The sequence below is a fragment of the Hafnia sp. genome (genome assembly GCF_036648275.1).
Taxonomy (GTDB): Bacteria; Pseudomonadota; Gammaproteobacteria; order Enterobacterales; family Enterobacteriaceae; genus Hafnia; species Hafnia alvei.
In genome coordinates, this window is sequence record NZ_JAVXIQ010000002.1 from 336,652 (window position 1) to 362,986 (window position 26,335).

At 44.7% G+C, this 26,335-nt stretch carries 25 protein-coding genes; 2 read left to right on the top strand and 23 right to left on the bottom strand.

Translation table 11 applies throughout. From position 1 onward, the window contains the following. Positions 1-14 precede the first annotated feature (14 nt). From vasI to nrdR, 18 genes are all read right to left on the bottom strand, one after another. Positions 15-716, bottom strand: coding sequence for a type VI secretion system-associated protein VasI (gene vasI, locus RSC70_RS04025; RefSeq protein ID WP_063586603.1), 702 nt, complete (start codon positions 714-716; stop codon positions 15-17). Further along, positions 713-2,221: a sigma 54-interacting transcriptional regulator gene (locus RSC70_RS04030; RefSeq protein ID WP_332541768.1), complete on the bottom strand. Its 1,509-nt coding sequence runs from the start codon at positions 2,219-2,221 to the stop codon at positions 713-715. The genes vasI and RSC70_RS04030 overlap by 4 nt, the downstream gene beginning before the upstream one ends. After that, positions 2,221-4,821, bottom strand: coding sequence for a type VI secretion system ATPase TssH (gene tssH / locus RSC70_RS04035; RefSeq protein ID WP_304185232.1), 2,601 nt, complete (start codon positions 4,819-4,821; stop codon positions 2,221-2,223). The genes RSC70_RS04030 and tssH overlap by 1 nt, the downstream gene beginning before the upstream one ends. Before the next feature lie 65 nt (positions 4,822-4,886). After that, positions 4,887-5,690, bottom strand: coding sequence for a type IVB secretion system protein IcmH/DotU (gene icmH, locus RSC70_RS04040; RefSeq protein ID WP_304185229.1), 804 nt, complete (start codon positions 5,688-5,690; stop codon positions 4,887-4,889). A gap of 5 nt (positions 5,691-5,695) precedes the next feature. Next, the gene (gene tssK, locus RSC70_RS04045; protein ID WP_332541771.1) at positions 5,696-7,036 is read right to left on the bottom strand and encodes a type VI secretion system baseplate subunit TssK; all 1,341 of its coding nucleotides are present in this window, start codon (positions 7,034-7,036) and stop codon (positions 5,696-5,698) included. A 2-nt stretch (positions 7,037-7,038) separates the two neighbouring features. Next, a complete protein-coding gene (tssJ, locus tag RSC70_RS04050) occupies positions 7,039-7,548 on the bottom strand; it encodes a type VI secretion system lipoprotein TssJ (RefSeq protein ID WP_332541772.1) in 510 nt (169 codons plus the stop codon). Continuing rightward, positions 7,548-8,831, bottom strand: a complete 1,284-nt coding sequence (gene tagH, locus RSC70_RS04055; RefSeq protein WP_332541773.1) for a type VI secretion system-associated FHA domain protein TagH — start codon at positions 8,829-8,831, stop codon at positions 7,548-7,550. Before tagH ends, tssJ begins: the two co-directional genes overlap by 1 nt. A 4-nt stretch (positions 8,832-8,835) precedes the next feature. After that, on the bottom strand, positions 8,836-9,798 hold the full coding sequence (gene tssG / locus RSC70_RS04060; protein WP_332541774.1) for a type VI secretion system baseplate subunit TssG: 963 nt from the start codon (positions 9,796-9,798) through the stop codon (positions 8,836-8,838). Beyond that, positions 9,795-11,570: a type VI secretion system baseplate subunit TssF gene (gene tssF, locus RSC70_RS04065; protein WP_332541775.1), complete on the bottom strand. Its 1,776-nt coding sequence runs from the start codon at positions 11,568-11,570 to the stop codon at positions 9,795-9,797. Before tssF ends, tssG begins: the two co-directional genes overlap by 4 nt. Before the next feature lie 15 nt (positions 11,571-11,585). Further along, positions 11,586-12,014, bottom strand: a complete 429-nt coding sequence (tssE, locus tag RSC70_RS04070; protein ID WP_063586595.1) for a type VI secretion system baseplate subunit TssE — start codon at positions 12,012-12,014, stop codon at positions 11,586-11,588. Between the two features lie 4 nt (positions 12,015-12,018). Further along, positions 12,019-13,503, bottom strand: coding sequence for a type VI secretion system contractile sheath large subunit (tssC, locus tag RSC70_RS04075; protein WP_130998492.1), 1,485 nt, complete (start codon positions 13,501-13,503; stop codon positions 12,019-12,021). Positions 13,504-13,559: 56 nt separating this feature from the next. Beyond that, complete coding sequence (gene tssB, locus RSC70_RS04080; protein ID WP_282813867.1) at positions 13,560-14,063, bottom strand: type VI secretion system contractile sheath small subunit; 504 nt, start codon at positions 14,061-14,063, stop codon at positions 13,560-13,562. Positions 14,064-14,510: 447 nt separating this feature from the next. Further along, positions 14,511-15,041, bottom strand: a complete 531-nt coding sequence (gene pgpA / locus RSC70_RS04085; protein WP_442904248.1) for a phosphatidylglycerophosphatase A — start codon at positions 15,039-15,041, stop codon at positions 14,511-14,513. Continuing rightward, a complete protein-coding gene (thiL, locus tag RSC70_RS04090; protein WP_332541777.1) occupies positions 15,019-15,996 on the bottom strand; it encodes a thiamine-phosphate kinase in 978 nt (325 codons plus the stop codon). Before thiL ends, pgpA begins: the two co-directional genes overlap by 23 nt. 139 nt (positions 15,997-16,135) lie before the next feature. Beyond that, on the bottom strand, positions 16,136-16,555 hold the full coding sequence (gene nusB / locus RSC70_RS04095; RefSeq protein WP_004096748.1) for a transcription antitermination factor NusB: 420 nt from the start codon (positions 16,553-16,555) through the stop codon (positions 16,136-16,138). Between the two features lie 20 nt (positions 16,556-16,575). Beyond that, positions 16,576-17,046: a 6,7-dimethyl-8-ribityllumazine synthase gene (gene ribH, locus RSC70_RS04100; RefSeq protein WP_025800027.1), complete on the bottom strand. Its 471-nt coding sequence runs from the start codon at positions 17,044-17,046 to the stop codon at positions 16,576-16,578. 170 nt (positions 17,047-17,216) lie between these two features. Next, positions 17,217-18,341 (bottom strand): bifunctional diaminohydroxyphosphoribosylaminopyrimidine deaminase/5-amino-6-(5-phosphoribosylamino)uracil reductase RibD, encoded by a 1,125-nt coding sequence (ribD, locus tag RSC70_RS04105; RefSeq protein ID WP_332541778.1) that lies wholly within the window; start codon positions 18,339-18,341, stop codon positions 17,217-17,219. 64 nt (positions 18,342-18,405) lie between these two features. After that, positions 18,406-18,855, bottom strand: a complete 450-nt coding sequence (nrdR, locus tag RSC70_RS04110) for a transcriptional regulator NrdR (protein ID WP_004096754.1) — start codon at positions 18,853-18,855, stop codon at positions 18,406-18,408. 352 nt (positions 18,856-19,207) lie between these two features. Between nrdR and RSC70_RS04115 the strand changes: the two genes are divergently transcribed. Next, positions 19,208-19,741 (top strand): DUF3251 domain-containing protein, encoded by a 534-nt coding sequence (locus tag RSC70_RS04115; RefSeq protein WP_025800031.1) that lies wholly within the window; start codon positions 19,208-19,210, stop codon positions 19,739-19,741. 81 nt (positions 19,742-19,822) lie between these two features. Here RSC70_RS04115 and secF read toward each other — a convergent pair whose 3' ends face one another. The 5 genes from secF to queA all read right to left on the bottom strand — a co-directional run bounded on the left by secF (position 19,823) and on the right by queA (position 25,479). After that, positions 19,823-20,794, bottom strand: coding sequence for a protein translocase subunit SecF (secF, locus tag RSC70_RS04120; protein ID WP_040044336.1), 972 nt, complete (start codon positions 20,792-20,794; stop codon positions 19,823-19,825). Positions 20,795-20,804: 10 nt separating this feature from the next. Next, on the bottom strand, positions 20,805-22,661 hold the full coding sequence (secD, locus tag RSC70_RS04125) for a protein translocase subunit SecD (RefSeq protein WP_130933224.1): 1,857 nt from the start codon (positions 22,659-22,661) through the stop codon (positions 20,805-20,807). Positions 22,662-22,688: 27 nt separating this feature from the next. Next, positions 22,689-23,021, bottom strand: coding sequence for a preprotein translocase subunit YajC (gene yajC, locus RSC70_RS04130; RefSeq protein ID WP_040044334.1), 333 nt, complete (start codon positions 23,019-23,021; stop codon positions 22,689-22,691). Between the two features lie 101 nt (positions 23,022-23,122). After that, complete coding sequence (tgt, locus tag RSC70_RS04135) at positions 23,123-24,250, bottom strand: tRNA guanosine(34) transglycosylase Tgt (RefSeq protein WP_046458287.1); 1,128 nt, start codon at positions 24,248-24,250, stop codon at positions 23,123-23,125. Positions 24,251-24,405: 155 nt separating this feature from the next. After that, positions 24,406-25,479: a tRNA preQ1(34) S-adenosylmethionine ribosyltransferase-isomerase QueA gene (gene queA / locus RSC70_RS04140; RefSeq protein WP_130998488.1), complete on the bottom strand. Its 1,074-nt coding sequence runs from the start codon at positions 25,477-25,479 to the stop codon at positions 24,406-24,408. A gap of 187 nt (positions 25,480-25,666) precedes the next feature. Here queA and RSC70_RS04145 point away from each other — a divergent pair, with 187 nt between their 5' ends. Further along, complete coding sequence (locus tag RSC70_RS04145; RefSeq protein ID WP_234618573.1) at positions 25,667-26,248, top strand: ACP phosphodiesterase; 582 nt, start codon at positions 25,667-25,669, stop codon at positions 26,246-26,248. Positions 26,249-26,335: the final 87 nt, after the last annotated feature.

The window sequence follows — 26,335 nt, forward strand, 5'->3', positions numbered from 1 at the left end:
CCAGTATTTTGTTATTACCAGTGACACGCCTTACGTAGCGGCTGTAGCGTTGTTTGGAGATTATTGAGTTGAAAGGTGAGCCCGTTTAGCGCCTTGTTATCCGCAATGATAGTGAGCGTTGTGCTACCCAATAACTGCTGAATTTCGGCTATGCCACTAAGTCCACGGCTAGATTCGAGACGATAGCCACTCGAGCGCCAAAACCAGCGGGTATCAATGTCATTCTTACTGGTTCTTAGTGTTAAAGGACTTTCTCCATCGCCTAATGGCTGGCTAAATACCAGCTGCATTCGAGTAATATTCTCTACGCAGCTTATGGCTAAAATAGCGGGCACCGTGCTTCCCTCTTGGCTCGGAGTTGTCATCATTAAAACGGGCTCGCCACTGGTATTATTGAACTCACGCAATAGCAAGGTAGGGGCATCTACAGAGCGTTGATGTTCTTGAGTCATCACCAACTGCCATGTTTCATCAGGCTTATCTGTTTTCGTTTTACCAAGGGGTATACCTACATTCTGCATTTTGGGATGCCATGCTTGGTCATAACACTGCAAACGTGGCAACGGGAAAGGCTCATTACGGCACGCTTCCATTGCTCGCTGCACATCCGCTGATAGTGATGCGTTGGCATCTGGCTTTTTAGGTTTTTCCGCAGCAAAAACCAAACACGGAATGAGTGCAATAAAAAGCAGGCCTCTTCTTAGTTTTATTGTCATTTGGATAGCCCTAATTTCTTACATTTCATATCTAATGAACGGCGGGAAATTGCCAAACTATTAGCAACCCTCTCTTTATTTGAGTTTTTTCTAATAAGTCGATGACTAATCACGGCCTTTTCAAAAACAGAAATCACCTCTTTCAAAGTGCCAGATTGTGTGTAATCAGGCATGGCAATAGGCTCTGTGCTCAGGCTATGAGTTAATCGTTCTGCGAGGATTTCGTGAACTGCTGATAATTCCGCATCCGAATATTCGAGTATCAGAATTTCGAGCAATGTTTTCAGCTCTAAGATATTGCCAGGAAAGTGATAACCATGAAGAGGTGCAAGCCATTCGTTAGGGATAACAAACACCGGTCTATGATGCTGCTGACAAAGCTCTGAAATAATATTTGGTACCAGAAGTTCGAGATCTTCACGCCAACAACGTAGCGGTTGCAGCATCAGCGGGTAGTGATTAAGTCGTAAATATAAAGAGTGAAAAGATGGAACCGTTGCTGCCAGAGCTGATAAGGATTGGCAACTCGTAGTTAGCATGCGAAATTGGCTTACAGCGAAATTATATTTTTGGCTTGAATGCACCTCCCCACAATCAAGAGCATGCTGTAATCGGCCATACCAACAAGGCGCAAGTTGATCAATATTCTCCAGTAGTAATGTTCCGTTGTTTGCCTCTATCAAAGCACTTTCACTAACATTATCTGCACCAAAAAGGCGCCTACCCTGTTGCTGTACATCTAAGCTATTGCAATCGACAATAACCAAAGCGCCTTTCCGCCCAGATAACGTGTGTAGCAAAACCGCCAGCCTGCTTTTACCACTGCCACTTTCGCCTTCAATACTGATAGGAGCTTCATGCGTTATAGCCACCTGGATTTTTTTGCGTAATTGGCAAACATAAGAACTTCTGCCGACGAATGCTTTGTGCACCACATGCGACATATTGTTTTTTTCTACCTGTTGAACATATGAAGTTTCATAACGGACATTATTTTTTGAGACTAAATCAGCGTTTTTTTTTAAATTCTTAACTTGTAATAAGTACACCTGTAATAAATAGAGAAACGCATGCTCTGGCTGCATTAACGTATTAAGAACCTTAGGCATATCGAAAATAGCAAATACCCCTACGAGCCTCTGCTGATTATCAAAGAAAGGCTGAACGGATAAGCCACACTCTTTCCCCATATTTTGTACTAGCGCTCTAAACTCAGGATGCTCAATACGCACTCCATAGTTTAACGTTGACCAGACAGCTGACTTTCCCGTACGCATTACTTGAGCGAATGGATGACTAAAATCGTCAAACTGCAACGTTAATATCGATTCACCTTTTCCATTTGAATAGCACGCAAGATCTTGCTTACTCGGCGATATATATCCCACAATTAAATATGCCTCAGGCGCCCATTGCAAAATACATTCGCAAAGCGCCTGTCCTAACGTTTCTAAACATTCACATGACAACAGTGCCAACGTGGCCTGCTGCACTGAAAGATTCATCAGCTATCTACCTCAATGCTGAACTCTCCGCTTTTCACACCGAAATGAATTTTCGTTATAGCTTCACCGGAGGCCAGGCGCTGCAATAAAACTAGCGATACAGGAGGTAATAACACGCCGTCAATGACCGATTCCAACATACGAGCGCCATTCTCTTTGCGGTGAGCACGTTGCAATATTTCCTCATGTACCTCCTCGTCAATGACAACTTCTGCATGAAAACGCTCTGCCAACGTTTTATTCAGATGAGCCAATTTATTTGCAACAATTTCCCTGAGGACGTCAGGAGACAATGGTAGATATGGGATCACTTCCATGCGTGCCAATAATGCAGGTTTAAAAAATGCAGCGAGTTCAGGATAAAGGGCATCTTGAATCTCTTCAGGTCGATGGTGCAATTCATCGATAACCTGATATCCCAAGTTTGAGGTCAGGAAAAAGACGATATTTTTGCAATCAATAATTCGACCTTCACCATCAGCAAGCTCCCCTTTATCAAAGGCTTGATAGAAAAGATTCAGAACATCAGGGTGTGCTTTTTCAACCTCGTCCAGTAATACAACTGAGTATGGCTTTTGGCGAATAGCCTCTGTGAGAATACCGCCTTCTCCATAGCCAACATAGCCTGGAGGTGAGCCAATAAGCCGAGAGACGGTATGCTTTTCCTGAAACTCCGACATATTAATACTGGTTAACCAAGCTCGCCCGCCGAACAGCAGATCGGCAATGCGTAAAACGGTTTCCGTCTTGCCTACGCCACTTGGCCCTACCAGCAAGAATGCGCCTAGAGGCCGTCCCGTTTTACGTAAATCTGCACGCGCGGTTAATAAGTGACGATGCAAATGACTTAGGGCTAAACTTTGCCCTTTGATATCTTCCCCCAAAAAGTCAGGTAGCTCAGTAATAACCTTAAGCTCACTGCGCGAGATTTGATTTAGGGGAACACCAGTCCATTCGGCAATAACAGAGGCGATAAGAAGCCGGTCAACATGAGGAGAAACGCTGACGTTTTGCGACTGCAATTCAGCTAATTCATGCTCAAGCCTGACTAGGTTTTCAGCCAACTGCGGCGTGCTTTCACCCGCTAAAATAGCTTGTCGTTGTTGAATAATATCAATGACCAACGCTTGCTGTTTTTGCCAAGCCGCATGCTGTTCATCAAGTTCATTTTTTAATACCTGCTGAAGTTGATAAAGATCGCTCAATCGACTGGAATGATCGTTTAATCCAATACGCTGTTCACGCTCAATATTGGAGATTTCAAGCTGGCATTCACATAGCTGTGTTTGCAACGCGCTTATATTGCGAGGTGGCGTTGTCATATTTATTGCACACCGTGCACAGGCTGTATCTAATACATCTATCGCTTTATCGGGTAACTGGCGCCCCGATAGATAACGGGCACTGAGCTGAGCTGCAGCCTGAATAGCATCTTCATTGATCAGGACACCATGAGCCTCTTCATAGTGAGACTGTAAACCTCGCAGAATAATCGTTGCTTGCTCAATTGAAGGCTCTTTAACCTGCACGACTTGGAAACGTCTTGATAACGCAGCGTCTTTTTCAATATATTTTTTATATTCATGCCACGTTGTCGCCGCTATCGTTTTAAGCTCGCCGCGCGCCAATGCTGGTTTAAGTAAGTTTGATACATCTAACCCACCTTGTTGGTTTCCAGCGCCTATTAATGTATGAGCCTCATCAATAAATAAAATAATAGAATGTTCAGCTTCTAGGACCTCTTGCATAAGCCCTTTGAAACGTTTTTCAAATTCACCTTTTACCGATGCCCCTGCCTGCATTGCACCGAGGTCTAAACTCAGCAGCTCACTGCCTTGTATTTTTTCAGGCACCTGATTTGCAATAATGCGCAATGCCAGCCCTTCAATGAGTGCGCTTTTCCCTACCCCAGCCTCACCCACCACGATAGGGTTGTTTTTCCTCCGGCGGCACAAAATATCGATCATTAAATCAATTTCAGCATCACGACATAACACAGGGTCCAACTTTCCTGTACGAGCCTGTTCAGTCACATTCAAGGTAAAGCGTGATAAAAGCGAGCCGTCTGGGCTCCCATTTTTCACAGATGATGGCGTTGATTCTTCCTGAGTTTTAACCATCGGCATCTCTGCCGAGTCTTGAGTTAATGCAATAAAATCCTTCGCAATTTGCTCTCGATTTAATTCATCCAAACGATAGCTAATTTCAATCGGTAAATAACGGTGACGATGGTGCAATAATCCAAGAAGTAGCACGCCACTACGCAAGTTTTCATGCTTTAGCTCGATAGAAGCAAGGAGCCAGCTATCTTGTAGCCACTCGACAAGCAAAGGCGAAAAACTCGGATAACTTTGTGGGTATGGTGAATGGTCGACCGGCTGATTTAACAAGCTTTGCCTTAAGGAATCTATGTTTACGCCGAGTTGACCAAATATCAGCCACAGATCACACAGAGGCGTATCTAGCAGCTGATATAAAAAATGCCCTACCGTAATTTCCGTAGCCTGCTGGTTTAAACTCGAAGCCGCAGCATTTTCTAAAGCATTGCGAGCTACCGGGTTAAGGCGCTCAACTAAGGCAGGAAGATCGATTCTAATCACGTATTTCTCCTTGTGAAAATACGGGGTAAGCGGGATATACACGCTTCTCCTCATCCATGAACAATTTATGGCAACAAATCATTTAACCGAGTAATAATGTCTTGAGTCTGATTGTGTAAGCCCCACGCAAAAACCCCGTAGCCAAATAAGGCCATTGTCACCAGCCCCCAGAAAACTTTTTTCCCGGTTAAATATCGATTCAAGCGATATCGAGATTCACCGTTGGATTTCCCAAAATGCACTACGGTAGCATTCAGGATCTCCGAGCCTCGCGTTGGGTCAATTTTATTTAACACCTGTAGCTTTTGGTGGATATTGCGCAGAATCTTTTCTCTATCTTCTTGATATTGCATTGTCATCCGATAGCGCCCTTGGAAACCCAAGCACAAACATAAATGTATAAACGCTAACAAATCACGATACCGAGACGGTTCAAGAAGCAGCCGATCTATCAATTGAAAACACTTCTCCCCTCCCCAAGTCTCGCTGTGAAAACGGACTAATAATGTATGTTGCGCCCAACCATCAACCCCCCACGGTCTAGCCATCACCATTTCGTCGATGAAAGTGCAAAAAAAGTAACTCCAAGACAGCAAAATACCTGGCTCATAGTTTTCAACCTCAAGCCTCTGGAGCGTATTTCTAATTTCTTGCTCCACTTGAGCAATCAAAGGAGGGATCAACGGCGGTTCATTCAATGACTTAATCCGATTAATAAGACCCAGTAGCGGCGCAGAGGCTTCAATCAGTGGGTTTCGATGCACGAGACAAGAAAGTGCATCGTCGCTGGTCGCATGCTCTAAACCAGCCGCTCCCACAACAAACTCAGCGCTATTTTTCCCCGCTTTGTCGCTATTAACGATATCCATTGATGTCATCTCCTAATCGCCCAGAACTGCATATCAATGTTTGGGAATTTCCCTCCGATATGAAATGCAAACCCACTATCTTTAGTCAGTTCAGGCCAATGAGGACTCTGACGATCGAGAGAAAAATAGATATAACCGCTGTGGTAAGGAAGCTGTCTTGGCGTTGAGGTAAGTAGACGAAGTTGGATACCTTGGGTATGTGAGCTAACCAGTTGCATAATTTTCTCTGGCGTGGCCACTTTACTTTGTTGCACAAACTGTTTGCTCAATATGTCTAACGGCATGTTGGCACGAATGGCTAATACAAACTCAGCCTCTTGCAACAATTCAACTTGACCGACTACCGCAACCAGCACACCAAAGCGCTGCTCGCGCAGTTGCAATGACACCGCTCGCGGCGAAAGTACGGTGCTCAATGCTTGGCGGAGCGCTAACATCAGCGGTGTATAGCTAAGTTGTAAATTGTCATGCCGATAAACAGGCGTATCTATGGGTAATCGAGAAGCATCAGTAAATGTCATCATCTCGCCACAAAGACCGATCAATTCATGAAATAAGGGCTCAGGGTGAAGCGTTGCCCGACGCGTTAAATGCTGCAACCGCGGTTGAACTCTATTTAGCATTTGCAGCAGCATAAATTCGGCAACGTCAGCAACGCCTTGTTGATTAGGTGAGCCAATTCGCTCAGCTAAGTTTTTGGCTCTTTCTGTTATTAACCCGCTAATTTCTGATAAGAAACTTTTTAATCGTGGTGTCGCACTAATAGAAAGACACGTTGGAATAAATTCACTATCCAGCAGAATGCTGCCATCGGGACGTTTATCCGCAATTTTTGCAATTGGCAACGCCGCATAGGTACTTCTATCTTGGCTCTCCAGCATAAGGCGTAAGTTCACTTTTGCCAGCGGGAGTTCGGTTATATCAGCACTCAGCGAATAGAGATCGCGTACATCTTCTTGGTGTGATTGATAACGAGAGTGGTTTGGCCCAGAATGATTCTGCAGATTAACTTCTGCAACATGGTCGTTCGCCAATGCTTGCACTAAATAAACAGTTTGTCCGACTAAACTGGCATCATTAATTTCGAGCGGCAGAGGCATCACATCGTCATAGGGTAGACTAAAAACACTACCATCTGGCATAACACCGGAGGCACTACTCAGTGTAATTCGGCCAAAGCTGAGATGATCATCATTGATTTTCAATTCGGTAACACCCGAGAAGTGCTCGCCTAAAGCAGAAAATCGGCTGTATAATAGATAATCAATATGACGTTGTTGCTGTTGGAAATGCTGCGGCTTAATAAATAAGCCCTCACTCCAAATAATACGATTACGTGTCAACATAATTAATCCTCGCTTTCCTTGCGTACATCAATATCTGCCTTGCGCAAATGCACTAGCACTTGGTATTTGTGTCCGATGGGAGCTAGTTTTAATACTTTCTTCCACTGAGCGCCATTTGGCTTACTGTAATAAGCAGCCACACCGATGTAGTGAACTTTGCTATCAAGCTCAGTAGGATAAATATATTTGTACTGACCCGGTAATAACGTGAAGTCTTGATGATCAATATAGTTTTTCCCCAGAACCTCTTTCATATCTTTTGCTGTCAGTTGGTCATAATCCGCAGCTAGCAATTTCGAATCCTCAGACATCAATATCACCTGAAAAGCCAGCGGAGAGGCTTCATTATCACTATTTGGGTTTATGTCATCGTCTGCCAACAATGTTAATCCCAAAGTAGATGACAACTTACTTGCATCCGGTTCTTCCTTGCCAAACCAAGGCCCTTTTCCGCATCCACTCAATAGCAATATCGATAGCAGAATTGCGGGTATTTTTCGCCATAGAGTCATCAAGATTCCTCACCTTGAAGCTGACGCAAAGTCTGGTCATAAACCTGCTCATAGACTTCATGAAATAATTTTTCTACGCCAATTTGGCGCCCAGAGAGCAGCTCATTGAAATAGTGTTGATACATTTCCCAGACCCAATTTGGATCATTGATACTCGTTATATGGTCTCTGCGATAACGTTGAAATCGAGCCATTAAAACGGAAGGCGAAAAGCTCTGAATCACAGAAGAAAGGGCCGCATCAATAGCCCGATTTGAAGCCTGATAATGCAATCGCATGTGAGTAAGACTTTCTGCAACTGCCGCTGAAGGAGTAAGATGAACCTGGCTTTTTTGATCTCCATAAAGAGTCTCGACCGTTTCTTTATAGTTCAGTCCCAAACGCAGTGGATTATCTTCGATAGGTTGTAGCTGTTTATTTGTATCTTTTTGAGCTTGATGGAGATCTAATAACCCTTGAATAGTCGAATGCAATGTTCTCCCCGCTTCCTCAAGAAAACTATTTGCAGCCTGACTATCTCTAAAAGGTAAAAATTCACCTAAACCACGCAGTACGGGCGTCAAAGCAACATTTTCAAAGATATCCGCATTGCTTTCACTCAATGGCGCTGAATAAAAAGAGGATGGAACATCAAGATACTCATCATCCATCATATGTTCTTCTTGTGAAGTAACAACTGGCTCTGTACGAGACATTAATGGATTATCTAATAAATGGGAGGATGAGTTATCGGCTACAGAATTATGGTTAACACCTAATGTATTGGGTTCAAAAGATTGCATATTTGTTTCTTTTATTGATGTGCTTAGATTATATTGAGAAGAAGCTAGATTTGTTGATTCATTGATGACACGGTTAACATTATTCATCTCTTCAGTGCTAATAATATTTTGTAACTGTAAATAGTCTGGTGCCGCTGGGGAATGCTCATTTAATTGCAAATGAACACTAAGATTTAATTCTCCAATACTGATAGAATCACTCTGGGATAGAGCAATAAGTGTCTCAGAAGGGCAACCATGGCTAGAATGATTAATAAGACAATTACCAACAAGATCTTGTAAACAGAATTGTCCATCACTCCATATAATATTGGCATTTAGCGGTTTAACTTTCTGCGCCGAGTCTTGCAATAACCAATGGTTACCGACGCTAATAGGTTCACAGCCAAAGCTTCCCCCTTCGGTTGTAAATACATGCATCCTATCAATACTTCCACGCAACGATTTAATATCTTTGATATAAAGAGTTAATGTCGCAGATGAAAATGTAGAACCATCCATGTTGTTACTCCTGAACGCTAATAATGACACGGGGAATGACTGGAGGCTGACCAAGAAATGTCGTCCATCCTAATAAGCAACCTTTATCATGACCCAAGCAGGTTCTTACTGACTGCTTTGGCGCCAAGCCAAGCTGTAGATCCCAAGCTAATTGGTCTCGCAGAATAAATGCGACAAAAGTGACTAGAGGGCGAAAAAGGTCACCATTAGGCAAAAAACGCAAAAAGTGAGCATGAGAAAGATCATGAATGCACAGCGTAAATTTTCCACAAACATCAGGTGAGTAATCACCAATGACAAAATTTCCACGCAGATCCGAGTTTAATTCGCCTAAACGATTTTGTTGATGTGGCACGATTGAGACTCGGCGATACTGCCAGCTTTCTACTTCAACATTAGGCAAATCAAAACAATGAGAAATTAACCCAGACACGACGTCAGGTGATCGACCCGGTGCAGCAAGCAGGCCAGAATAGGCCAACATTTTGCTGTGATTAACAGGGATAACATCTCTTAAAGTTCGGCTCCCTAAGCCAACTAACGAAAACATCATCTGAGAAAAACCATCATTACCATCTGCCTGATAGCGGATATAGTAGCGATATTTCCGCCAAGCAAGATGTAATAACATCAAAAAGCGATGGTTAAAAAAATCAATAAAATGATAAAGATTGCCGTCTTGCTGCGCATATTCCCAAGCCAATCGTTCTAAGTAATAGCCGGGCAATGGGGACTGGCTGCCATGCAGTCCCATAAAAGCCACTTCTAAATCATAGCCCCGTTTATCCTTTTGCAAGGATACGACATCGCTAGAGGGAAATCCCAAAGATGCACAGGAAGAGAAACGGATAAACTCCTCACTAGGGAGTCTTTCCTTCTCACATTCGACCTGTTGATTTTCTATTTGGTATAGAAGCTCAACGAGTTGGTAAAAATTATAATGTTGAATCTTTTTAAGTTCTGTCATATTAGCGGCCGACTTCCTAATTGAAGCGGCCAACGATAACTTGCTTGGCTGTCTGTATTAATTACAGTTAACTCATGGAAAGCATTAACACTGGCAAACAAAGAAAAAAACCTAGCAAGGACACTACCAAATAAATACATATCCCCTTCACTCGAAAAGGCTGATTGCTTCATATACAACGTTGACTGAATACCTCTAACAGGCCGCCCTTTAATCAGTCTATCGACAGGATTAGTTTCTAATCGCTCAATTCCCGACAAGCGTCGTTGGGAGATTTTAGAGGCTTGTTGATCGTTCATTGCTGGAAAATCATAATTACGAATAATTTGTAACAGTGCATCCTTGTTCAGTAAAGACAGATAGTTAAGTGATAAATTTGATACTAACGTCCATTGTAATCCACCATCCATAATAGGTCTAAGTGGCAAGGTTGGATGAGTGATATTTTTAAAGCTAACAAACGGAGGAGTATCGCTATAGCTTACGTTAATATCACCAATGCCTAACTTTGTAGGAACTCGGCGGTTAGAGCATAGCAACTCGGCTGATATGGTTTCTTCATCATCAGTGATTATCGACTCATCGCCACGAACAAATGTAATACTATGTTCTAATCCATCAAATTTAAGCGCATTGTGAACACCTAAATGATAATAACGTGTTGAACGCTCTTTTTCATATTCAGTTTGATGACGAAAACTTTCAAATGGATGATAAATACGAGCAGGCTGAGTTTCATTGCGTTGTTCATGCCCATGCTTTGTCAGCCACCCTTCTATTTTCTTAACTGAAAATATTTCATAAAATTCTGGGCGTGAGTGGCTAGCTCGTAGTGGATAGCTAACACTTCGCCCATCTAATTGTAAAGGTTCACTATGATGAGGGAAAAGGTTAACAGCAGGGGCACAATGTAACCGTAAACTATCAGAGTGGATTTTTACGTCTGCTGGCAGCGGCTTATCAAAATTAAAAGATATCTCTATCTTTTTCACTGGTTTTTCTTGAGGTAGAGAACCGAATCCTCTAAAGTCTAAAAACAACAAGCTTTCTGGAAAGCAAAAATAATCTTGTAATATCCTGTAGCCTGAATATACGTTTTTCGGATAAGGCAAAAGCGCATCTTGATTATTAAAACCAACAGGAGAGATATCTATATTTGGTACAGAAAACTCAACACCATCTAGTAGTACTGTCGCAGATTTAAAATGATGCAAAAACCATAAATATAATTGATTTGCACTATGGTCATTATTACCAAGGTACAACCTCATTTTATCTAGATTTATCTTTTCTAAACTAATTTGACCAAAGACATCAAATGACAGAATCAACTTTCCATTTTCATTGCTGTTATTTGACTGTACATCATTTAGCTCAATTGGCAGGATCCATACATCTCGACAGGTCGAAAATTGGCAGGATAATCCATCTATCGCTTTAGCGCCTAATAAAACATTTTCTGAAATATAAGCAGCTTCGCTGATCGATTGCTCCTTTGGTGAAAAGTGAACTATTGTCATGCTTGGTACAGAGCGCAAATAATTAGGCCAAAGCATATTAAGAAGACCATGAGTCAACTCAGGGAATTCATCTTCAATCTTTTCTCGCAGGCTTCCAGAGAGGAATGCAAACCCTTCCAGCAAACGCTCAACATCAGGGTCGGTACTTTGCTCAGATAAAAAACGCGTTAACTGCGGCCATATCTGAGAAAACTCAGCACCTTGATTACGTAAATACGCCAGTTCATCTCTAAAATAATCTTCTAGTTTCATATTTAATTAATTAGTTTAGCGCAACTGATAGCGAGAACTATCATCAAGCTGAATATTAAAGTTGACGACACTGTCTATATCTTCGAATTGTATATGCGCCTTGACCTTAAAAAATAACGTTAGGGGATCGCTGTCTTTATTAAAGGTAGCAACATCCACTGATTTTATTCTTGGATCAAAGTTCTCAATACATTGTTGAATCGCTTTACAAACTGAAGCTGATATATCGACAGAGCTTCCTGTTGCATCATTAAAATCGACAACACCTAGTTCGGGACTACTTTGGCAGCATCCAGGCCGTGAATTCAACACATCGTTAAGGTTTTGTTTCAGCGACGTAAGTAGGTCACTGGACTTGTCCAGTGACCCTATCGATGCACCTTCATCAATACGCCCAAACAAGCTACACGCCCGAGTTCTTTGCCAAGGGGTGAGTGCAGGCATGCATCTATTCCTTATCTAAGCGACCAACAAGCGATAGCTCAAAACTTGCGCCCATATATTTAAAATGCGGGCGTACAGACATTGAAACTTGATACCAACCCGGATCGCCATCAACATCACTCACCGTAATTGATGCTCCACGTAATGGGCGGCGGCTACGAACCTCAGATGGTGGATTTTCTTGATCGGCCACAAACTGGCGGATCCACTGGTTGAGTTCTCGCTGTAAGTCCTGCCTCTCTTTCCACGCCCCCAGCTGTTCTCTCTGTAGAACCTTAATGTAATGAGCTAAGCGGTTCACAATGAACATATAAGGAAGCTGAGTACCTAACTTATAATTAGTCTCTGCAATTTTCCCTTCGCGAGTAGGTGGGAAAACTTTACATTTTTGTATTGAGTTTGCGGAGAAGAAAGCGGCGTTATCGCTACCTTTACGCATAGTTAAAGTAATAAAACCTTCTTCAGCAAGCTCATATTCTCTGCGGTCTGTAATCAAGACTTCGGTTGGGATCTTTGATTGCAGTTGCCCAAGAGAATCGAAAATATGTACCGGTAGATCATTAACACTGCCACCACTTTGAGGCCCGATAATGTTTGGGCACCAGCGATATTTAGCAAAACTATCCGTGATGTTAGAAGCTAACAAATATGCCGTATTACCCCACAGATAGTGCTCGTGGTCGGCATTCACATCTTCTTGATAATCAAATGACTTAACTGGATTTTCATTGCGATCATACGGTAGACGAAGTAAGAAACGTGGCGCAGTTAATCCAATATAACGCGCATCTTCCGTTTCTCTTAACGCTCGCCATTTTACATAAGCAGGTCCTTCGAAGACGGCTTTTAACTCTTTGATTGCAGATAATTCAGTAAAGCTATTCAACCCAAAGAATGAGGGTGATACTGAAGATAGAAATGGAGCATGAGCCATCGCGCCCACAGAGCTAACATACTGCAGCAGCTTCATATCTGCTGAACTTTGATTAAACTCATAGCTACCAATAATTGAAGCTATCGGTTCACCACCAAACTGTCCATAGCCACTCGCATAGACATGTTTATAGAAACCAGATTGAGAGATTTCAGGTGAATACTCGAAATCATCTAAAAGCTCACTTTTAGTCGCATGCAAAACATGAATTTTAATATTTTCTTTAAAATCGGTACGATCAACGAGTAATTTCAAAGACCGCCATGATGATTCCAGCTCTTTAAATCGTGAACTATGTAAAACCTCATCCATTTGCTTACTGAGCTTGCTATCTAACTCAGCAATCATGCGGTCAACTAATAGTTTATTGATAGGCTCGTTATTGCTTCCACTTTCTAAAATATTGCTAATAAATGCTGAAACTCCTTGTTTAGCAATATCATAGGCATCATCGCCGGGGGTCAGTCGTGTTTGAGCCATTATTTCATTAAGTAATGAAGGTGAATACTCTCGTTCTTCAACGTTGTATCCTTCTAATTCTGTTTCTGATGACATTGGGTTAATTCCTTTTTTACACTCAAAACATTCTCAGAACAAATAACACAGCAATGTTATTTAGATTCACCAGTAGCCATATTCAGTTCGCTTAACAACTGGTCTCTTAATGATTCATCAGACAATAATGATTGTAAGCGAGAACGAAATGCTGGAATATTCCCTAGCGGCCCCTTTAATGCGACCAGCGCATCTCTCAGTTCTAAAAGTTTATTTAACTCAGGAACCTGACGAGCGACGCGATCGGGCGTGAAATCAATCATTGACTCAAAATTAAGCCGTACGCGTAGATCGTCTTTAGCATTATCTTCTAAGCGATTTGGTACATCCATATCTAGCTGTATGTCAGCTTCTTTCATTACCGATGAGAAATTATACTTATCGATAGATACCGCTGGCCTTTCTTCAATTGAAGTATCTTCAGTTGTTCCCTTTAAATCGCCAATAACAAGTAGATTTAAAGGTAATTCAACCTCATCATGCTGCTCTCCCGTAGAGGGAACATACTTTATGTTAATACGTTCCTTGGGGGCGACACTACCTTCTGATTTTTTATTCATATAATAATCCGATTAGTCAGTGACAAAAAATAAAACTAAAAACGGATTGCTTTACTAGCAATCTATGCAATAAGTTTTATAACACTTTTAATCATCAATTATAATTTCGAAAAATTTATTTATTCATTCAATACAATTAAATCAAGTTACATAAATACAATTAAATAATGATAAATATATTCTCATTCAGAAATAACACAAACATCATAGATATGGCTAGAAACAAATACATACAATATAGAAATTAATCAGTTTTAATATTAGGTGAAAAAATTTATAATCAATTAAACATAACACGGGGGATTTACAGAGTAAGAAATGACTTGTTAGCCATATTCGCTGACAGATTTTGAATAGTTATTGGAGAGAAATAAAACAGTTATAAGAAAATGCCTAAGTAAGGTAATCGCACAGCGTCCTCACTCTGCGATACCTCATGAAAATGCATCAACCAAATAGCGCTATCGGCCAATGATGACCAATCACATAGATAATCACCGCAGAGAGAACACCCGCCACGATATCATCCACCATGATACCCATACCGCCGTGAATATTACGATCAAACCAGCGAATTGGCCAAGGCTTCCACATATCCAGCACACGAAAGACGAGAAAACCGCCTAGCACCCATTGCCAACTATTGACTGGTAGGGCCATCAGCGTGATCCACATACCAACAAATTCGTCCCACACAATGCTGCCATGATCGTGGGTTTTCATGTCCTTAGCCGTGCGATGACAGATATAAACCCCAATGCAAATGCTGAACATCACTACCAGCGAGTAAAGCTGCCACGGTAGCTGAATCAACAATAGCCAAAACGGGATTGAGGCAAGAGAACCCATAGTGCCGGGCATAATCGGGCTCAAACCACTGCCGAATCCCGTAGCTAGCAGATGCCACGGGTTACTCATGCGTAGACGCGCTTTCGCAGCCTGGCTATCGTACTTGCTAATCTTTGCCAAAATGGTCAAATCCTTGAAGATCTAATTCCACCTGAGCGTTACCACGCCAGAACCGCATACCATCAGCCGCAGGGGCAATTTGCCCAATGCAGGTAAAATCAGCGCCCAGCAAGCCTAGTGCGACATCCAATGCACCACGATGCAGCTCAGGAACGGTGAAACACAGCTCATAATCTTCGCCGCCGGATAACGCCCAACGTAGCGCCTGTTCAGGCGTTGTGTTATTCGTTAAGCTCGCTGACATTGGCAGGTCGTCTAAATAGAGATTAGCACCACAATCGCTGGCTTTCAGAATATGCCCCAAGTCTGAGACAACACCATCAGAAATATCAATCGCTGAACTGGCGAGATCTCTCAGCGCTTGCCCTTGTAGCACGCGCGGATGTGGGCGCAGATGGCGATGAATTAACGCATTGCGTTCCTCATCGTTTTTTACCGAAAGCTGATTCTGCAAAATAGCCAGTCCAGCGGCGCTGTCTCCCAGCGTACCAGTAACATAAATCCAATCACCAATACGGGCACCGCTGCGCAGTAATGCACGCCCAGCAGGTACTAAGCCATTAATAGTGTAGGTGATGCTTAACGGGCCACGGGTGGTGTCACCGCCAATTAACTGCATACCGTAATAATCAAGCTGTTCGAATAAACTGCCGCTAAAACGTGCAAGCCACGGCTCATTGATTTCAGGGAGCGTCAGCGCCAAAGAAACCCATGCAGGATCGGCTCCCATAGCCGCTAAATCACTCAGGTTTACAGCTAAAGACTTGTAGCCTAAATCGGCAGGATCGATATCAGGTAAGAAATGGATGCCAGATACGAGGGTATCGGTACTGATTGCAATCAGCTGTTTTTCAGAAACAGAAAGCAGAGCACAATCATCCCCAATACCCTGCTGTACATCCCGACGAGCCGTCCGATGACGGTTAAAGTAGCGGGCAATTACATCAAATTCGCCGCATGCCATAACACATTTCCTGATTGGTTTAATGGGACTACTTTTTTGGATTGACCTAATTTTACCCAACAAAAAGGCCGGAAAACCGGCCTTTTGGGGTAAACGAAATGGCCCGAGGGCTTCCGTCAGGTAAACCTGAAAAGCAATCTTATCTTTTAGATTTGCGAATCGTTGGAGCAACTTTATCCAGTACACCGTTGACAAACTTATGGCTATCTTCAGCGCCAAAAGTTTTTGCCAGCTCAATACCTTCGTTAATTGCAACTTTGTAAGGGACGTCTTCGCGCTTGCTCAGTTCAAACAGAGAAATACGCAGAACCGCTCTCTCAACCTGACCCAATTCTTCCAACTGACGAGATAATACTGGAGCCATCAGGCCATCCAAGTATTCTGCGTTAGTGGCGACGCCAGACAACAGCTCACGGAAGTAGCTAATATCGACATCTTTGACGTCCTGCTCTGACAAGAACTGATATTCAACATCAGCAATGTCGTTTTTGGATATCTGCCAAGAATAAAGTGCCTGAACAGCACATTCACGGGCGCGGCGGCGAGCAGCAGGTTTCACGGAATTCCCCTTACTAAAAATCAGGCTTTAATTGCTTTAAGAACATTGATCATTTCGAGAGCGGTCAGGGCAGCTTCTGCACCTTTATTACCCGCTTTAGTCCCAGCACGTTCAATGGCTTGTTCGATACTTTCGGTAGTCAGTACGCCAAATGCGACAGGCACAACGCTGTTCATGGCTACACTTGCCAGACCAGAGCTGCATTCTCCTGCAACAAATTCAAAGTGGGCAGTACCGCCACGGATTACGGTTCCCAAAGCGACAACCGCATCATAGCGGTTAGTGTCGGTCAGTGCGCGAACGGCCAATGGCAGTTCATAGGCGCCTGGAACCCAAACTACAGTGATATTGTCATCAGAAACCTGGCCAATACGTTTCAGGGCATCAATTGCGCCTTCCAGCAAGCTGTCGTTAATGAAATTGTTAAAACGCGCAATAGCGATAGCAACACGAGCCTGTGGAGCAGCAACAACGCCTTCAATCGTTTTCATACAGTTTCCTTAAAATCTTTATGTTCAATACCCCTATTTCTCTTCAGAGCTAATAGGGGGGCGGATTCTACCACATTCTTTCGTCCCCTGCTCAGGTGCATTTCGCTAACTTGGCGCAGGTGATGAGATGAAACAAAAATAAAGCAGTAAAAACAATGCTCAGAGCATGATTAGTACGCGTTACGTAACACCACACGCAAATCAGAACCTACGGGCATTACTTCGCTAAATACAAACTGAGGCGCATCTGCGAGCTCAGTCAAGCCGGGCAATACACATAAACCACGTGCGCTGTCGCCCAATAGTTTTGGTGCAATATAAACAATCAGCTCATCGACTAAACCAGCCTGCAACAAAGCTCCCGCCAAGGATGCACCCGCCTCCACCCATACGGAGTTAATCTGCTGTTTGCCCAGTTGCATCATTAACACAACCAGATCCAGCCCTTGACAGTATTGTGGAATAGAGAGTTGTTTAACGCCTTCTGGCCACTCGTGTTCATCAGGATGAATTCTTGCAAGCAACGTTTCGCCCGGCTGCGAGATAATTTTATGCGCTGGTGTAACTCGGTTTTGACTATCAACAATAACGCGTAGTGGTTGGCGAAGATGTTCTTTCGGATAGGCCTGCTGCGTCGTTACATCTAGTTCATCCCAGCGCACCGTGAGTGACGGATCGTCAGCCAGTACCGTAGCGCTGGAGCTCAATATTGCAGAGCTTTGGGCGCGGTATCGCTGCACGTCCTGTCGTGCTTCAGCTGACGTAATCCATTTGCTTTCGCCAGATGCCATCGCCGTTTTTCCATCTAATGATGCCGCCATCTTCAGTTGGACGAATGGGAACCCCGTACGCATGCGTTTGAGAAAACCACGATTGACGGCTTCAGCTTCATTCATCATCAGACCGTGACTGACATCAATACCGGCTTGTTGCAGCTTGAATAGACCGCGTCCTGCAACGTTGGGATTAGGGTCCTGCATTGCAGCAACCACTCGGCTAACACCAGCAGCAACTAACGCATCAGCACAAGGTGGTGTGCGTCCATGGTGGCTACAGGGTTCAAGGGTCACGTAGGCCGTTGCGCCACGCGCTTTATCTCCTGCCATACGTAGCGCATGAACCTCTGCGTGAGGCTCACCGGCGCGCAGGTGATAACCTTCCCCCACAATCTCATTGTTCAGAACGATAACGCAGCCGACATTGGGGTTTGGCGTGGTGGTAAAACGCCCACGGCGTGCTAGCTCAAAGGCTCTCGCCATGTAAAATTCGTCACCATGCTGCTGATCTTGCTGCATAAATATCGTCCAAAAATGAAATAAAACGAAACGCTAAGCGGGTACTTTCAGATACTGAGATAGCCTAGTCCTGTAGTTTAGCGATCTCTTCGCCAAACTCTCGGATGTCTTCAAAGCTACGGTATACGGAAGCAAAGCGAATGTAGGCGACTTTATCGAGTTTTTTCAGCGCATCCATAACGAGGTTACCCACCATTTTGGTAGGAACTTCGCGCTCACCGGTGGCACGTAACTGAGATTTAATATGACTGATCGCCATTTCAACGTCATCTGAGTTTACAGGGCGTTTTTCTAATGCTTTTAAGATGCCACTGCGTAACTTATCTTCGTTAAACGGTTCTCGAACGTCATTACTTTTGATGACGCGTGGCATCACCAGCTCAGCAACCTCAAAGGTCGTGAAACGTTCATTACAAACCAGACACTGGCGACGGCGGCGCACTTGAGTACCATCACCAACCAAACGGGAATCAATGACTTTGGTATCAACGGCGGAACAAAATGGGCAATGCATAGCTCTTCCTGAAAGGCCTGAGATAGTACTAGTGTACCTCGAAGTGACATAACAACAAAAGGAAGTCAGTTTACCAATTATGCGGTAAATGACACATTTCCATTGAACATTGACCAATGAGAGCTATTTTCTGCGTTTTCTCCACGATTTACTTCAGCGCGAATCATTCTAGCGTTTCAAGCAAGTGAATCCTGAGGCGCTTACTCAGGTCAGCGAGTGCGGTCAACTAAAATACAGCTCCCAGTATGATGGGTATATACTTATTGATATCGGAAACAAAGCAATTAGCATGTGACATTCAGAGCAAAGGCGATTAATCTTTTATCTATGTCCATAATAAATCGAGCGATCTATGTCTATATTCCGCCCTTTATTCGTGCTTGCCCCTTTGGCATTGATGCTAACGGCATGCGCTTCTGATCCTAAAACTGAAGCTCTTCAGTCTGAAGTTCAGGAGCTGACACAAAAAGTCCAGAAACTGAGCACTGAAGCTGAGTATTTGGAGCGTCAGAAAGCGATGAACGAAAATAACGAACAGCGTATTTACCTGATCCCTGCGGCCAATAGTGACGCATTGGGGATTACCAGTCTGGGCCAACTGCGCATCTTAATCAGCCATCTTGAACCTGAAGCGGACGGTAGCAAAGCCGTGCTGCAGATAAAAACGGCCAATGGTTCGATTTTGCCAAGCTTCACCGGCTCTCTAGAGTGGGGTACGTTAAATCAGGCCACGCTGGAACCTGATCAAAGCAGTATTCTGTCGCAAAATATAAGTTTCACAAGCCCTGCGACACCAACTAATGTGACCAGCATGGAAGTCCGTTTTAGCGATATTGCACCGGAAAACCTTGGTTTCATTCGTCTGAGTGGCTTAGAACGTCAGTAATTTTCACGCTGATACTAACCATAAAAAAACCCCGCCGAAGCGGGGTTTTTTGTCACTGTAACCGACCGTATTTCACGGTTATTACGGCAGAATTGACGGTTGATCCGCCCCTTCTTTTTCTACCTTCTGCTGCAACATGTGTTCACGCTTCATGCCAAGTTTCAGCGCCAGCGCGGATGCGACATAGATGGACGAAGCCGTACCGATAGAAACACCGATCAGCATAGTCAGTGAGAAGCCCTTCAACATCGGCCCACCAAATAAATACAGCATCAGGATAACCATCAAGGTGGTGCCTGAAGTGATCAATGTACGATGCAACGTTTGTGTCAGAGACACGTTGAAGATTTCGTAAGGTGTTCCGCGGCGGATCTTACGGAAGTTCTCACGGATACGGTCGGAAACCACGATACTATCGTTAAGTGAGTAGCCGATAACCGACATCAACGATGCAACGATGGTTAAATCGATCTCAATATGAAATAACGACAATACGCCTAGGGTGATGATCACATCATGCAGCAATGAAATAACCACCCCAGCAGCCAAACGCCATTCGAATCGAACACCAACGTAAATCAAGATGGCCAGCAACGCGACTAACAGCGCCATCGCACCGTGCTGTGCCAAATCTTCACCAACGCTCGGCCCAACAAACTCAATACGCTTCACCGCTGCATTCTGGCTAGTGGCTTCGTTAATCACGCCAATGACTTTGCTGCCTAACGCTTCACCGCTCGCTGCGCTTGTCGTCGGAGGCATGCGCACTACGATGTCACGACTGCTACCAAAATTCTGTAACAGCGGATCAACGAAACCTGCTTTCTGCAGCGCATCACGCATCATGTCCATATCCGCTGGTTTTTCCAGCGAAACTTCGATGACGGTACCACCGGTAAAATCGAGTCCTAAGTTGAACTTATTCACGCAAATAATTGCGATAGAAAGGATCAACAGAAAACCAGAAATACCGAAAGCCCAGTAGTCCCAGCGCATAAAGTCATAGACTCTACGGCCGTAATTTAATTGTTCAACACTATATTCCTGTGCCACAACGCACTCCTCAGATAGACAGCTTGTTGATGCGCTTGCCGCCGTACAGTAGGTTTACGATGGCACGAGTACCGATAATTGCGGTAAACATTGACGTCGCCACACCAATACCGGTCGTGATCGCAAAGCCTTTAATTGCCCCGGTGCCAACGGCATACAGGATGATGACCTTGATAAGCGTCGTAACGTTAGCATCAAAAATGGAGCTGAATGCGCCTTGATAGCCTTCATTGATCGCCTGTTGTACTGAACGCCCGTTACTAAGCTCTTCTTTAATACGTTCATTTATCAGTACGTTGGCATCGACGGCTACCGCAAGGGTTAACACGATCCCCGCAATACCCGGCATGGTTAGAGTCGCACCCGGCAGCAGGGACATAATCCCAACGATGAGCACGAGGTTTGCCAGCAGAGCTGAAGTCGCTATCAGACCAAACTTCTTATAGAAGAACAGCATGAACAGGATTGAGACAACCAAGCCAGCCAAGCACGCTTCTAGACCCTGAGTGATATTCTGAGCACCTAAGGTCGGACCGATAGTACGTTCTTCAACAATTTGAATTGGTGCAATCAACGCACCCGCACGCAGCAGCAACGAAAGCTGGCGAGCTTCATTCGGATTATCGATACCGGTAATACGGAAGCTATTCCCCAAACGAGACTGAATAGTTGCAACGTTAATCACTTCTTCTTGCTTAGCCAGAATTGATTTGCCGCCCGCATCTTTCTTACCGCTGTCTTTGTACTCTACGAACAGAGTTGCCATCGGTTTACCGATGTTATCCTTCGTGAAGTTAGACATTGCGCTACCACCAGCGCTATCAAGCGAGATATTAACCTGAGGGCGGTTAAACTCGTCTTGGCTAGAGGTAGAATCGGTAATATGGTCGCCGGTCAGGATAACGCGCTTATACATCACGATAGGACGTCCATCTCGTGTGTATTTCACTTCAGAATCGCCCGGTACACGTCCATTGGCAGCAGCGGTGCTGTCAGCATTAGAGTTCACCAAACGGAATTCCAAGGTCGCAGTTGCCCCCAGAATTTCTTTTGCACGTGCCGTATCTTGGATACCCGGTAGCTCAACCACGATACGATCTGAGCCTTGACGCTGAACGAGTGGCTCGGCAACACCTAGCTGGTTTACACGGTTACGCAGGATATTGATGTTCTGCTGAACAGCATATTCACGCGCTTCTTGCAAACGCTGATCGGTCATTACCGCTTTCAGGCCATTATCGCCAACCTTGCTAAAGACGAGATTATTAAGGTAACGAGGCGATAGATAGCTGCTCGCTTTATCACGAGTTTCAGCATCACGGAATGTAATGAGAACGCCATTGGAGGAGCCGTCAGTTTTACGGATCGTTGAATATGGAATGCCCTTTTCACGCAAATCGCTGCGCAGCATATCCATACTTTGCTCTTGCAATTTGCTCAGAGCTGTTTCCATATCAACCTGCATCAGGAAGTGCACACCGCCGCGCAGATCCAGGCCTAACTTCATCGGTTCCGCACCAATGGCTTCTAGCCATCTTGGCGTTGCCGGAGCAAGGTTCAATGCAATAACGTATTTGTCGCCCAGCATATCCATCAGCACTTCGCGTGCCCGAAGCTGAACGTCAGTATCTTTGAAGCGTGCCAAAATGGCACCATTTTCCAGCGCAATAGACTTGCTGGCGATGTGCTGTTTTTCAAGCTCATCACGGACTTGGACCAGTGTTGTTTCACTGGCGGCGACACCGCGCGCGCCAGTGATCTGAACAGCCGGATCCTCGCCATAAAGGTTAGGAAGTGCGTAAAGCAGACCAACGGCAAGCGCCACGATCAGCATGATGTACTTCCACAAAGGATAACGGTTTAACACGGCAGTTCCCTTAGGGAAAATCAAAAATTACAGCGCTTTCATCGTACCTTTCGGCAGAACAGCGGTCACGAAATCACGTTTGATGACAACTTCGGTGGTATCGTTCAGAGCAATGGCAATGTAACCTGTCTCAGCAACTTTCGTTACGCGACCGATCAAACCACCGTTGGTCAGAACTTCATCACCCTTGCTGATGGCATCCATCAGTTTTTTATGTTCTTTCGCACGTTTCTGCTGTGGACGCAGGATCATGAAATAGAAAATCAGGCCGAACACTACCAGCATGATAACCAAAGAGTACGGGCTGCCCTGAGCCGGTGCCCCAGCAGATGCCACAGCGTCGGAAATGAATAAACTCATCTAAATATCCCTCATTATTAACTACAGATTGAATGCAACTACAAACAGCCAGAAACAAGCCATTCTAAAAGCCGGTAGGTATCACTCCTACCGGCCTAAATTTATTTAGCGCCCACTGGCGGAACAGGCTTACCCTGTCGGCCATAAAAATCGGCCACGAACTCGTCTAATTTACCGTCTTCAATGGCCTGACGTAAACCAGCCATTAAACGCTGATAATAGCGCAAGTTGTGGATCGTGTTTAACCGAGCACCGAGAATTTCATTACAACGATCAAGATGATGCAAATAAGCACGGCTATAGTTGCGGCAGGTGTAGCAATCACACTCTGCATCCAGCGTTGTGACGTCATCTTTATATTGAGCGTTACGGATTTTTACAATACCGTTGGTCACAAACAAATGACCATTACGCGCATTTCGTGTTGGCATCACGCAGTCGAACATATCGATTCCACGGCGCACACCCTCCACCAAATCTTCCGGTTTACCTACCCCCATCAGGTAGCGAGGCTTATCTTCCGGAATTTGCGGACAAACATGTTCCAGAATACGGTGCATGTCTTCCTTTGGCTCGCCCACGGCCAAGCCGCCCACAGCGTAACCATCAAAGCCGATATCTACCAGCCCTTTTAGTGATACATCTCGTAAATCTTCGTAAACACCGCCCTGAATAATCCCGAACAGGGAGTTTTTATTGCCCAGTTCATCAAAGCGTTGGCGGCTGCGTTTTGCCCAGCGCAGAGACATCTCCATTGAGCTCTTAGCATAGTCCCAGTCGGCAGGATACGGCGTACACTCATCAAAGATCATGACGATATCAGAACCCAGATCGTACTGAATTTCCATCGATTTTTCAGGACTTAAGAAAATCGGTGATCCGTTGATCGGGTGACGGAAGTGAACACCTTCTTCTTTGATTTTACGCATTTTGCCTAGGCTGAATACCTGAAAACCACCGGAATCGGTCAGAATAGGGCCTTTCCACTGCATGAAATCATGCAAATCACCGTGTAATTTCATAATTTCCTGCCCAGGGCGCAGCCATAGGTGGAAAGTATTACCCAGCAAAATTTGTGCGCCAGTTTCTTTTACTTCTTCTGGCGTCATTCCTTTAACGGTACCGTAGGTCCCAACAGGCATAAACGCTGGTGTTTCAACCACGCCACGTTCGAAAATTAAACGACCACGACGAGCGCGGCCATCTGTAGTATCTAATTCGTACTTCACTCAAAACCTCCAGCATCAGAAAAACAGTCTGATGTTGCATTCCTAATGGAAAGAAGCCCTATTCAACATACCCGTCAGAGCGGGAAGCTAAACATTATATGGGCAAAAATTGGCCCGTGCGCTGCGTCATATCAACAGCTGCACGGGCCACGAAATCACTCAGCAGAGACTTTTTCTTGCTCTGCCAGCTCACTACGGGTGATGAACATGGCATCCCCATAGCTGAAGAAACGATATTCTTTCGCCACCGCTTCGTGGTACGCATGCATGGTATTTTGATAACCAGCAAAGGCAGACACCAACATGATCAACGTAGATTCAGGCAAATGGAAGTTGGTTATCAGAGCATCAATCACCTGATAGTGATAGCCCGGATAGATAAAGATTTGCGTGTCGTCAAAAAATGGCGCGATGAGTGCGTCTTTTGCCGCCGCTGCTGCACTTTCGATCGAGCGAACCGACGTTGTTCCTACCGCAATAACACGATTACCACGAGCTTTACACGCCAACACAGCATCAACCACATCCTGTGGCACTTCGGCATATTCAGAATGCATGGTGTGGTTTTCGATGGTATCAACACGCACTGGCTGGAACGTCCCCGCGCCAACATGCAGTGTCACAAAGGCCATCTCAACGCCTTTGGCACGTAACTTTTCCAGCAATGGCTCATCAAAATGCAGGCCCGCGGTCGGTGCAGCTACAGCGCCTGGACGCGAGCTATAGACCGTTTGATACAGTTCGCGGTCAGCATCTTCGTCAGGACGGTCGATATAAGGCGGCAATGGCATATGACCCGCCGCATTCAAGATCGTCAATACATCACGACCGTCGTCAAAGCGCAGCTCAAATAACGTGTCATGACGTGCAACCATTGTGGCGCGGATATCTTCGTTATCACCCAGCAACAGCTCAGCCCCCGGCTTAGGTGACTTCGAGGCGCGCACATGCGCTAATACGCGGGTATCATCCAACACGCGCTCAACCAACACCTCTAGCTTGCCACCACTGGCTTTACGGCCAAACAGACGAGCAGGAATAACGCGAGTGTTATTGAAAATCAGCAGGTCGCCTGCTTCGATTTTATCCAAAACATCAGTGAAAACGCCGTGCTCTAATTTTCCCGTTGGCCCGTCCAGCGATAACAAACGGCATGCGCTGCGCTCGGCTTGTGGATAGCGAGCAATAAGGTTATCGGGAAGTTCAAACGAAAAATCAGAAACACGCATGGTTAGTATTCACTCTATATATAGCAGACGTAGGAGCACGCAAAAAACAGGCCGCTTAGTCTAGAGCCGCAAGCGTTCGGCTGCAACTGTTAAGCGGTTAAGGATGTTATTAGTCTTCGTTAATAGGAATTAGTGACCATACAAAAAGCATGGATTAAACATCTACATTCTCATTTATAATGATTGAATGAACTTTCTCGCACACCTTCATCTTGCCTCATTGGCCAACAGCTCGCTGTATGGCAATATTCTGGCCGACTTTGTCCGCGGTAACCCACAAGGAAATTATTCAGATAAGGTTATCGACGGCATATTCATGCATCGCAGAGTTGATGTCATGACCGATCGCCTCCCGCAAGTCTTAGAGGCAAAACGCTTCTTCCGCGAAGAGTTTCGCCGCGTTGCCCCCATTACCCTTGATGTCGTATGGGATCATTTTCTCGCGCTACACTGGCAAGAGCTGGAGCCAGCAATCTCTCTGCAAGCGTTCGTCAACCACGCTCAAATTGAAATTGTGCCAATGCTGCCAGATTCCCCTGAGCGTTTTCAGAACCTCAATGCCTATATGTGGCAAGAACGCTGGCTAGAACGCTACGCTGAACTGCCATTTATTGCCAAAGTGTTACAAGGTATGGCAAATCGCAGGCCGAAACTCGGTGCGCTGGCGGGATCTTTTATCGACATCGAAAATAACTACGCGCTTCTTGAACAAACATTTTGGCAGTTTTATCCGCAAATGATCGCCCAAGCCAAGGCAAAGACCTTATAAACACTGACGCTGTTAACAGTTAGTGCGTTTCCCTATTGCCCTTTTTTACAAAAGCGCTATGTTATATACCAATCTTTACTTTTACCC

Bases quoted from the DNA above. Each gene is read 5' to 3' on its own strand.
- RSC70_RS04145 (WP_234618573.1), top strand. From the start codon at position 25,667: ATGAACTTTCTCGCACACCTTCATCTTGCCTCATTGGCCAACAGCTCG.
- queA (WP_130998488.1), bottom strand. From the start codon at position 25,479: ATGCGTGTTTCTGATTTTTCGTTTGAACTTCCCGATAACCTTATTGCT.
- tssC (WP_130998492.1), bottom strand. From the start codon at position 13,503: ATGTCATCAGAAACAGAATTAGAAGGATACAACGTTGAAGAACGAGAG.
- tssJ (WP_332541772.1), bottom strand. From the start codon at position 7,548: ATGACTCTATGGCGAAAAATACCCGCAATTCTGCTATCGATATTGCTA.
- yajC (WP_040044334.1), bottom strand. From the start codon at position 23,021: ATGAGTTTATTCATTTCCGACGCTGTGGCATCTGCTGGGGCACCGGCT.
- ribD (WP_332541778.1), bottom strand. From the start codon at position 18,341: ATGCAGCAAGATCAGCAGCATGGTGACGAATTTTACATGGCGAGAGCC.
- tssF (WP_332541775.1), bottom strand. From the start codon at position 11,570: ATGAAACTAGAAGATTATTTTAGAGATGAACTGGCGTATTTACGTAAT.
- tssE (WP_063586595.1), bottom strand. From the start codon at position 12,014: ATGCCTGCACTCACCCCTTGGCAAAGAACTCGGGCGTGTAGCTTGTTT.
- tssB (WP_282813867.1), bottom strand. From the start codon at position 14,063: ATGAATAAAAAATCAGAAGGTAGTGTCGCCCCCAAGGAACGTATTAAC.
- tssK (WP_332541771.1), bottom strand. From the start codon at position 7,036: ATGTTGACACGTAATCGTATTATTTGGAGTGAGGGCTTATTTATTAAG.
- nrdR (WP_004096754.1), bottom strand. From the start codon at position 18,855: ATGCATTGCCCATTTTGTTCCGCCGTTGATACCAAAGTCATTGATTCC.
- tagH (WP_332541773.1), bottom strand. From the start codon at position 8,831: ATGGATGGTTCTACATTTTCATCTGCGACATTAACTCTTTATATCAAA.
- thiL (WP_332541777.1), bottom strand. From the start codon at position 15,996: ATGGCATGCGGCGAATTTGATGTAATTGCCCGCTACTTTAACCGTCAT.
- icmH (WP_304185229.1), bottom strand. From the start codon at position 5,690: ATGGATATCGTTAATAGCGACAAAGCGGGGAAAAATAGCGCTGAGTTT.
- ribH (WP_025800027.1), bottom strand. From the start codon at position 17,046: ATGAAAACGATTGAAGGCGTTGTTGCTGCTCCACAGGCTCGTGTTGCT.
- RSC70_RS04115 (WP_025800031.1), top strand. From the start codon at position 19,208: ATGTCTATATTCCGCCCTTTATTCGTGCTTGCCCCTTTGGCATTGATG.
- tssG (WP_332541774.1), bottom strand. From the start codon at position 9,798: ATGACAGAACTTAAAAAGATTCAACATTATAATTTTTACCAACTCGTT.
- vasI (WP_063586603.1), bottom strand. From the start codon at position 716: ATGACAATAAAACTAAGAAGAGGCCTGCTTTTTATTGCACTCATTCCG.
- RSC70_RS04030 (WP_332541768.1), bottom strand. From the start codon at position 2,221: ATGAATCTTTCAGTGCAGCAGGCCACGTTGGCACTGTTGTCATGTGAA.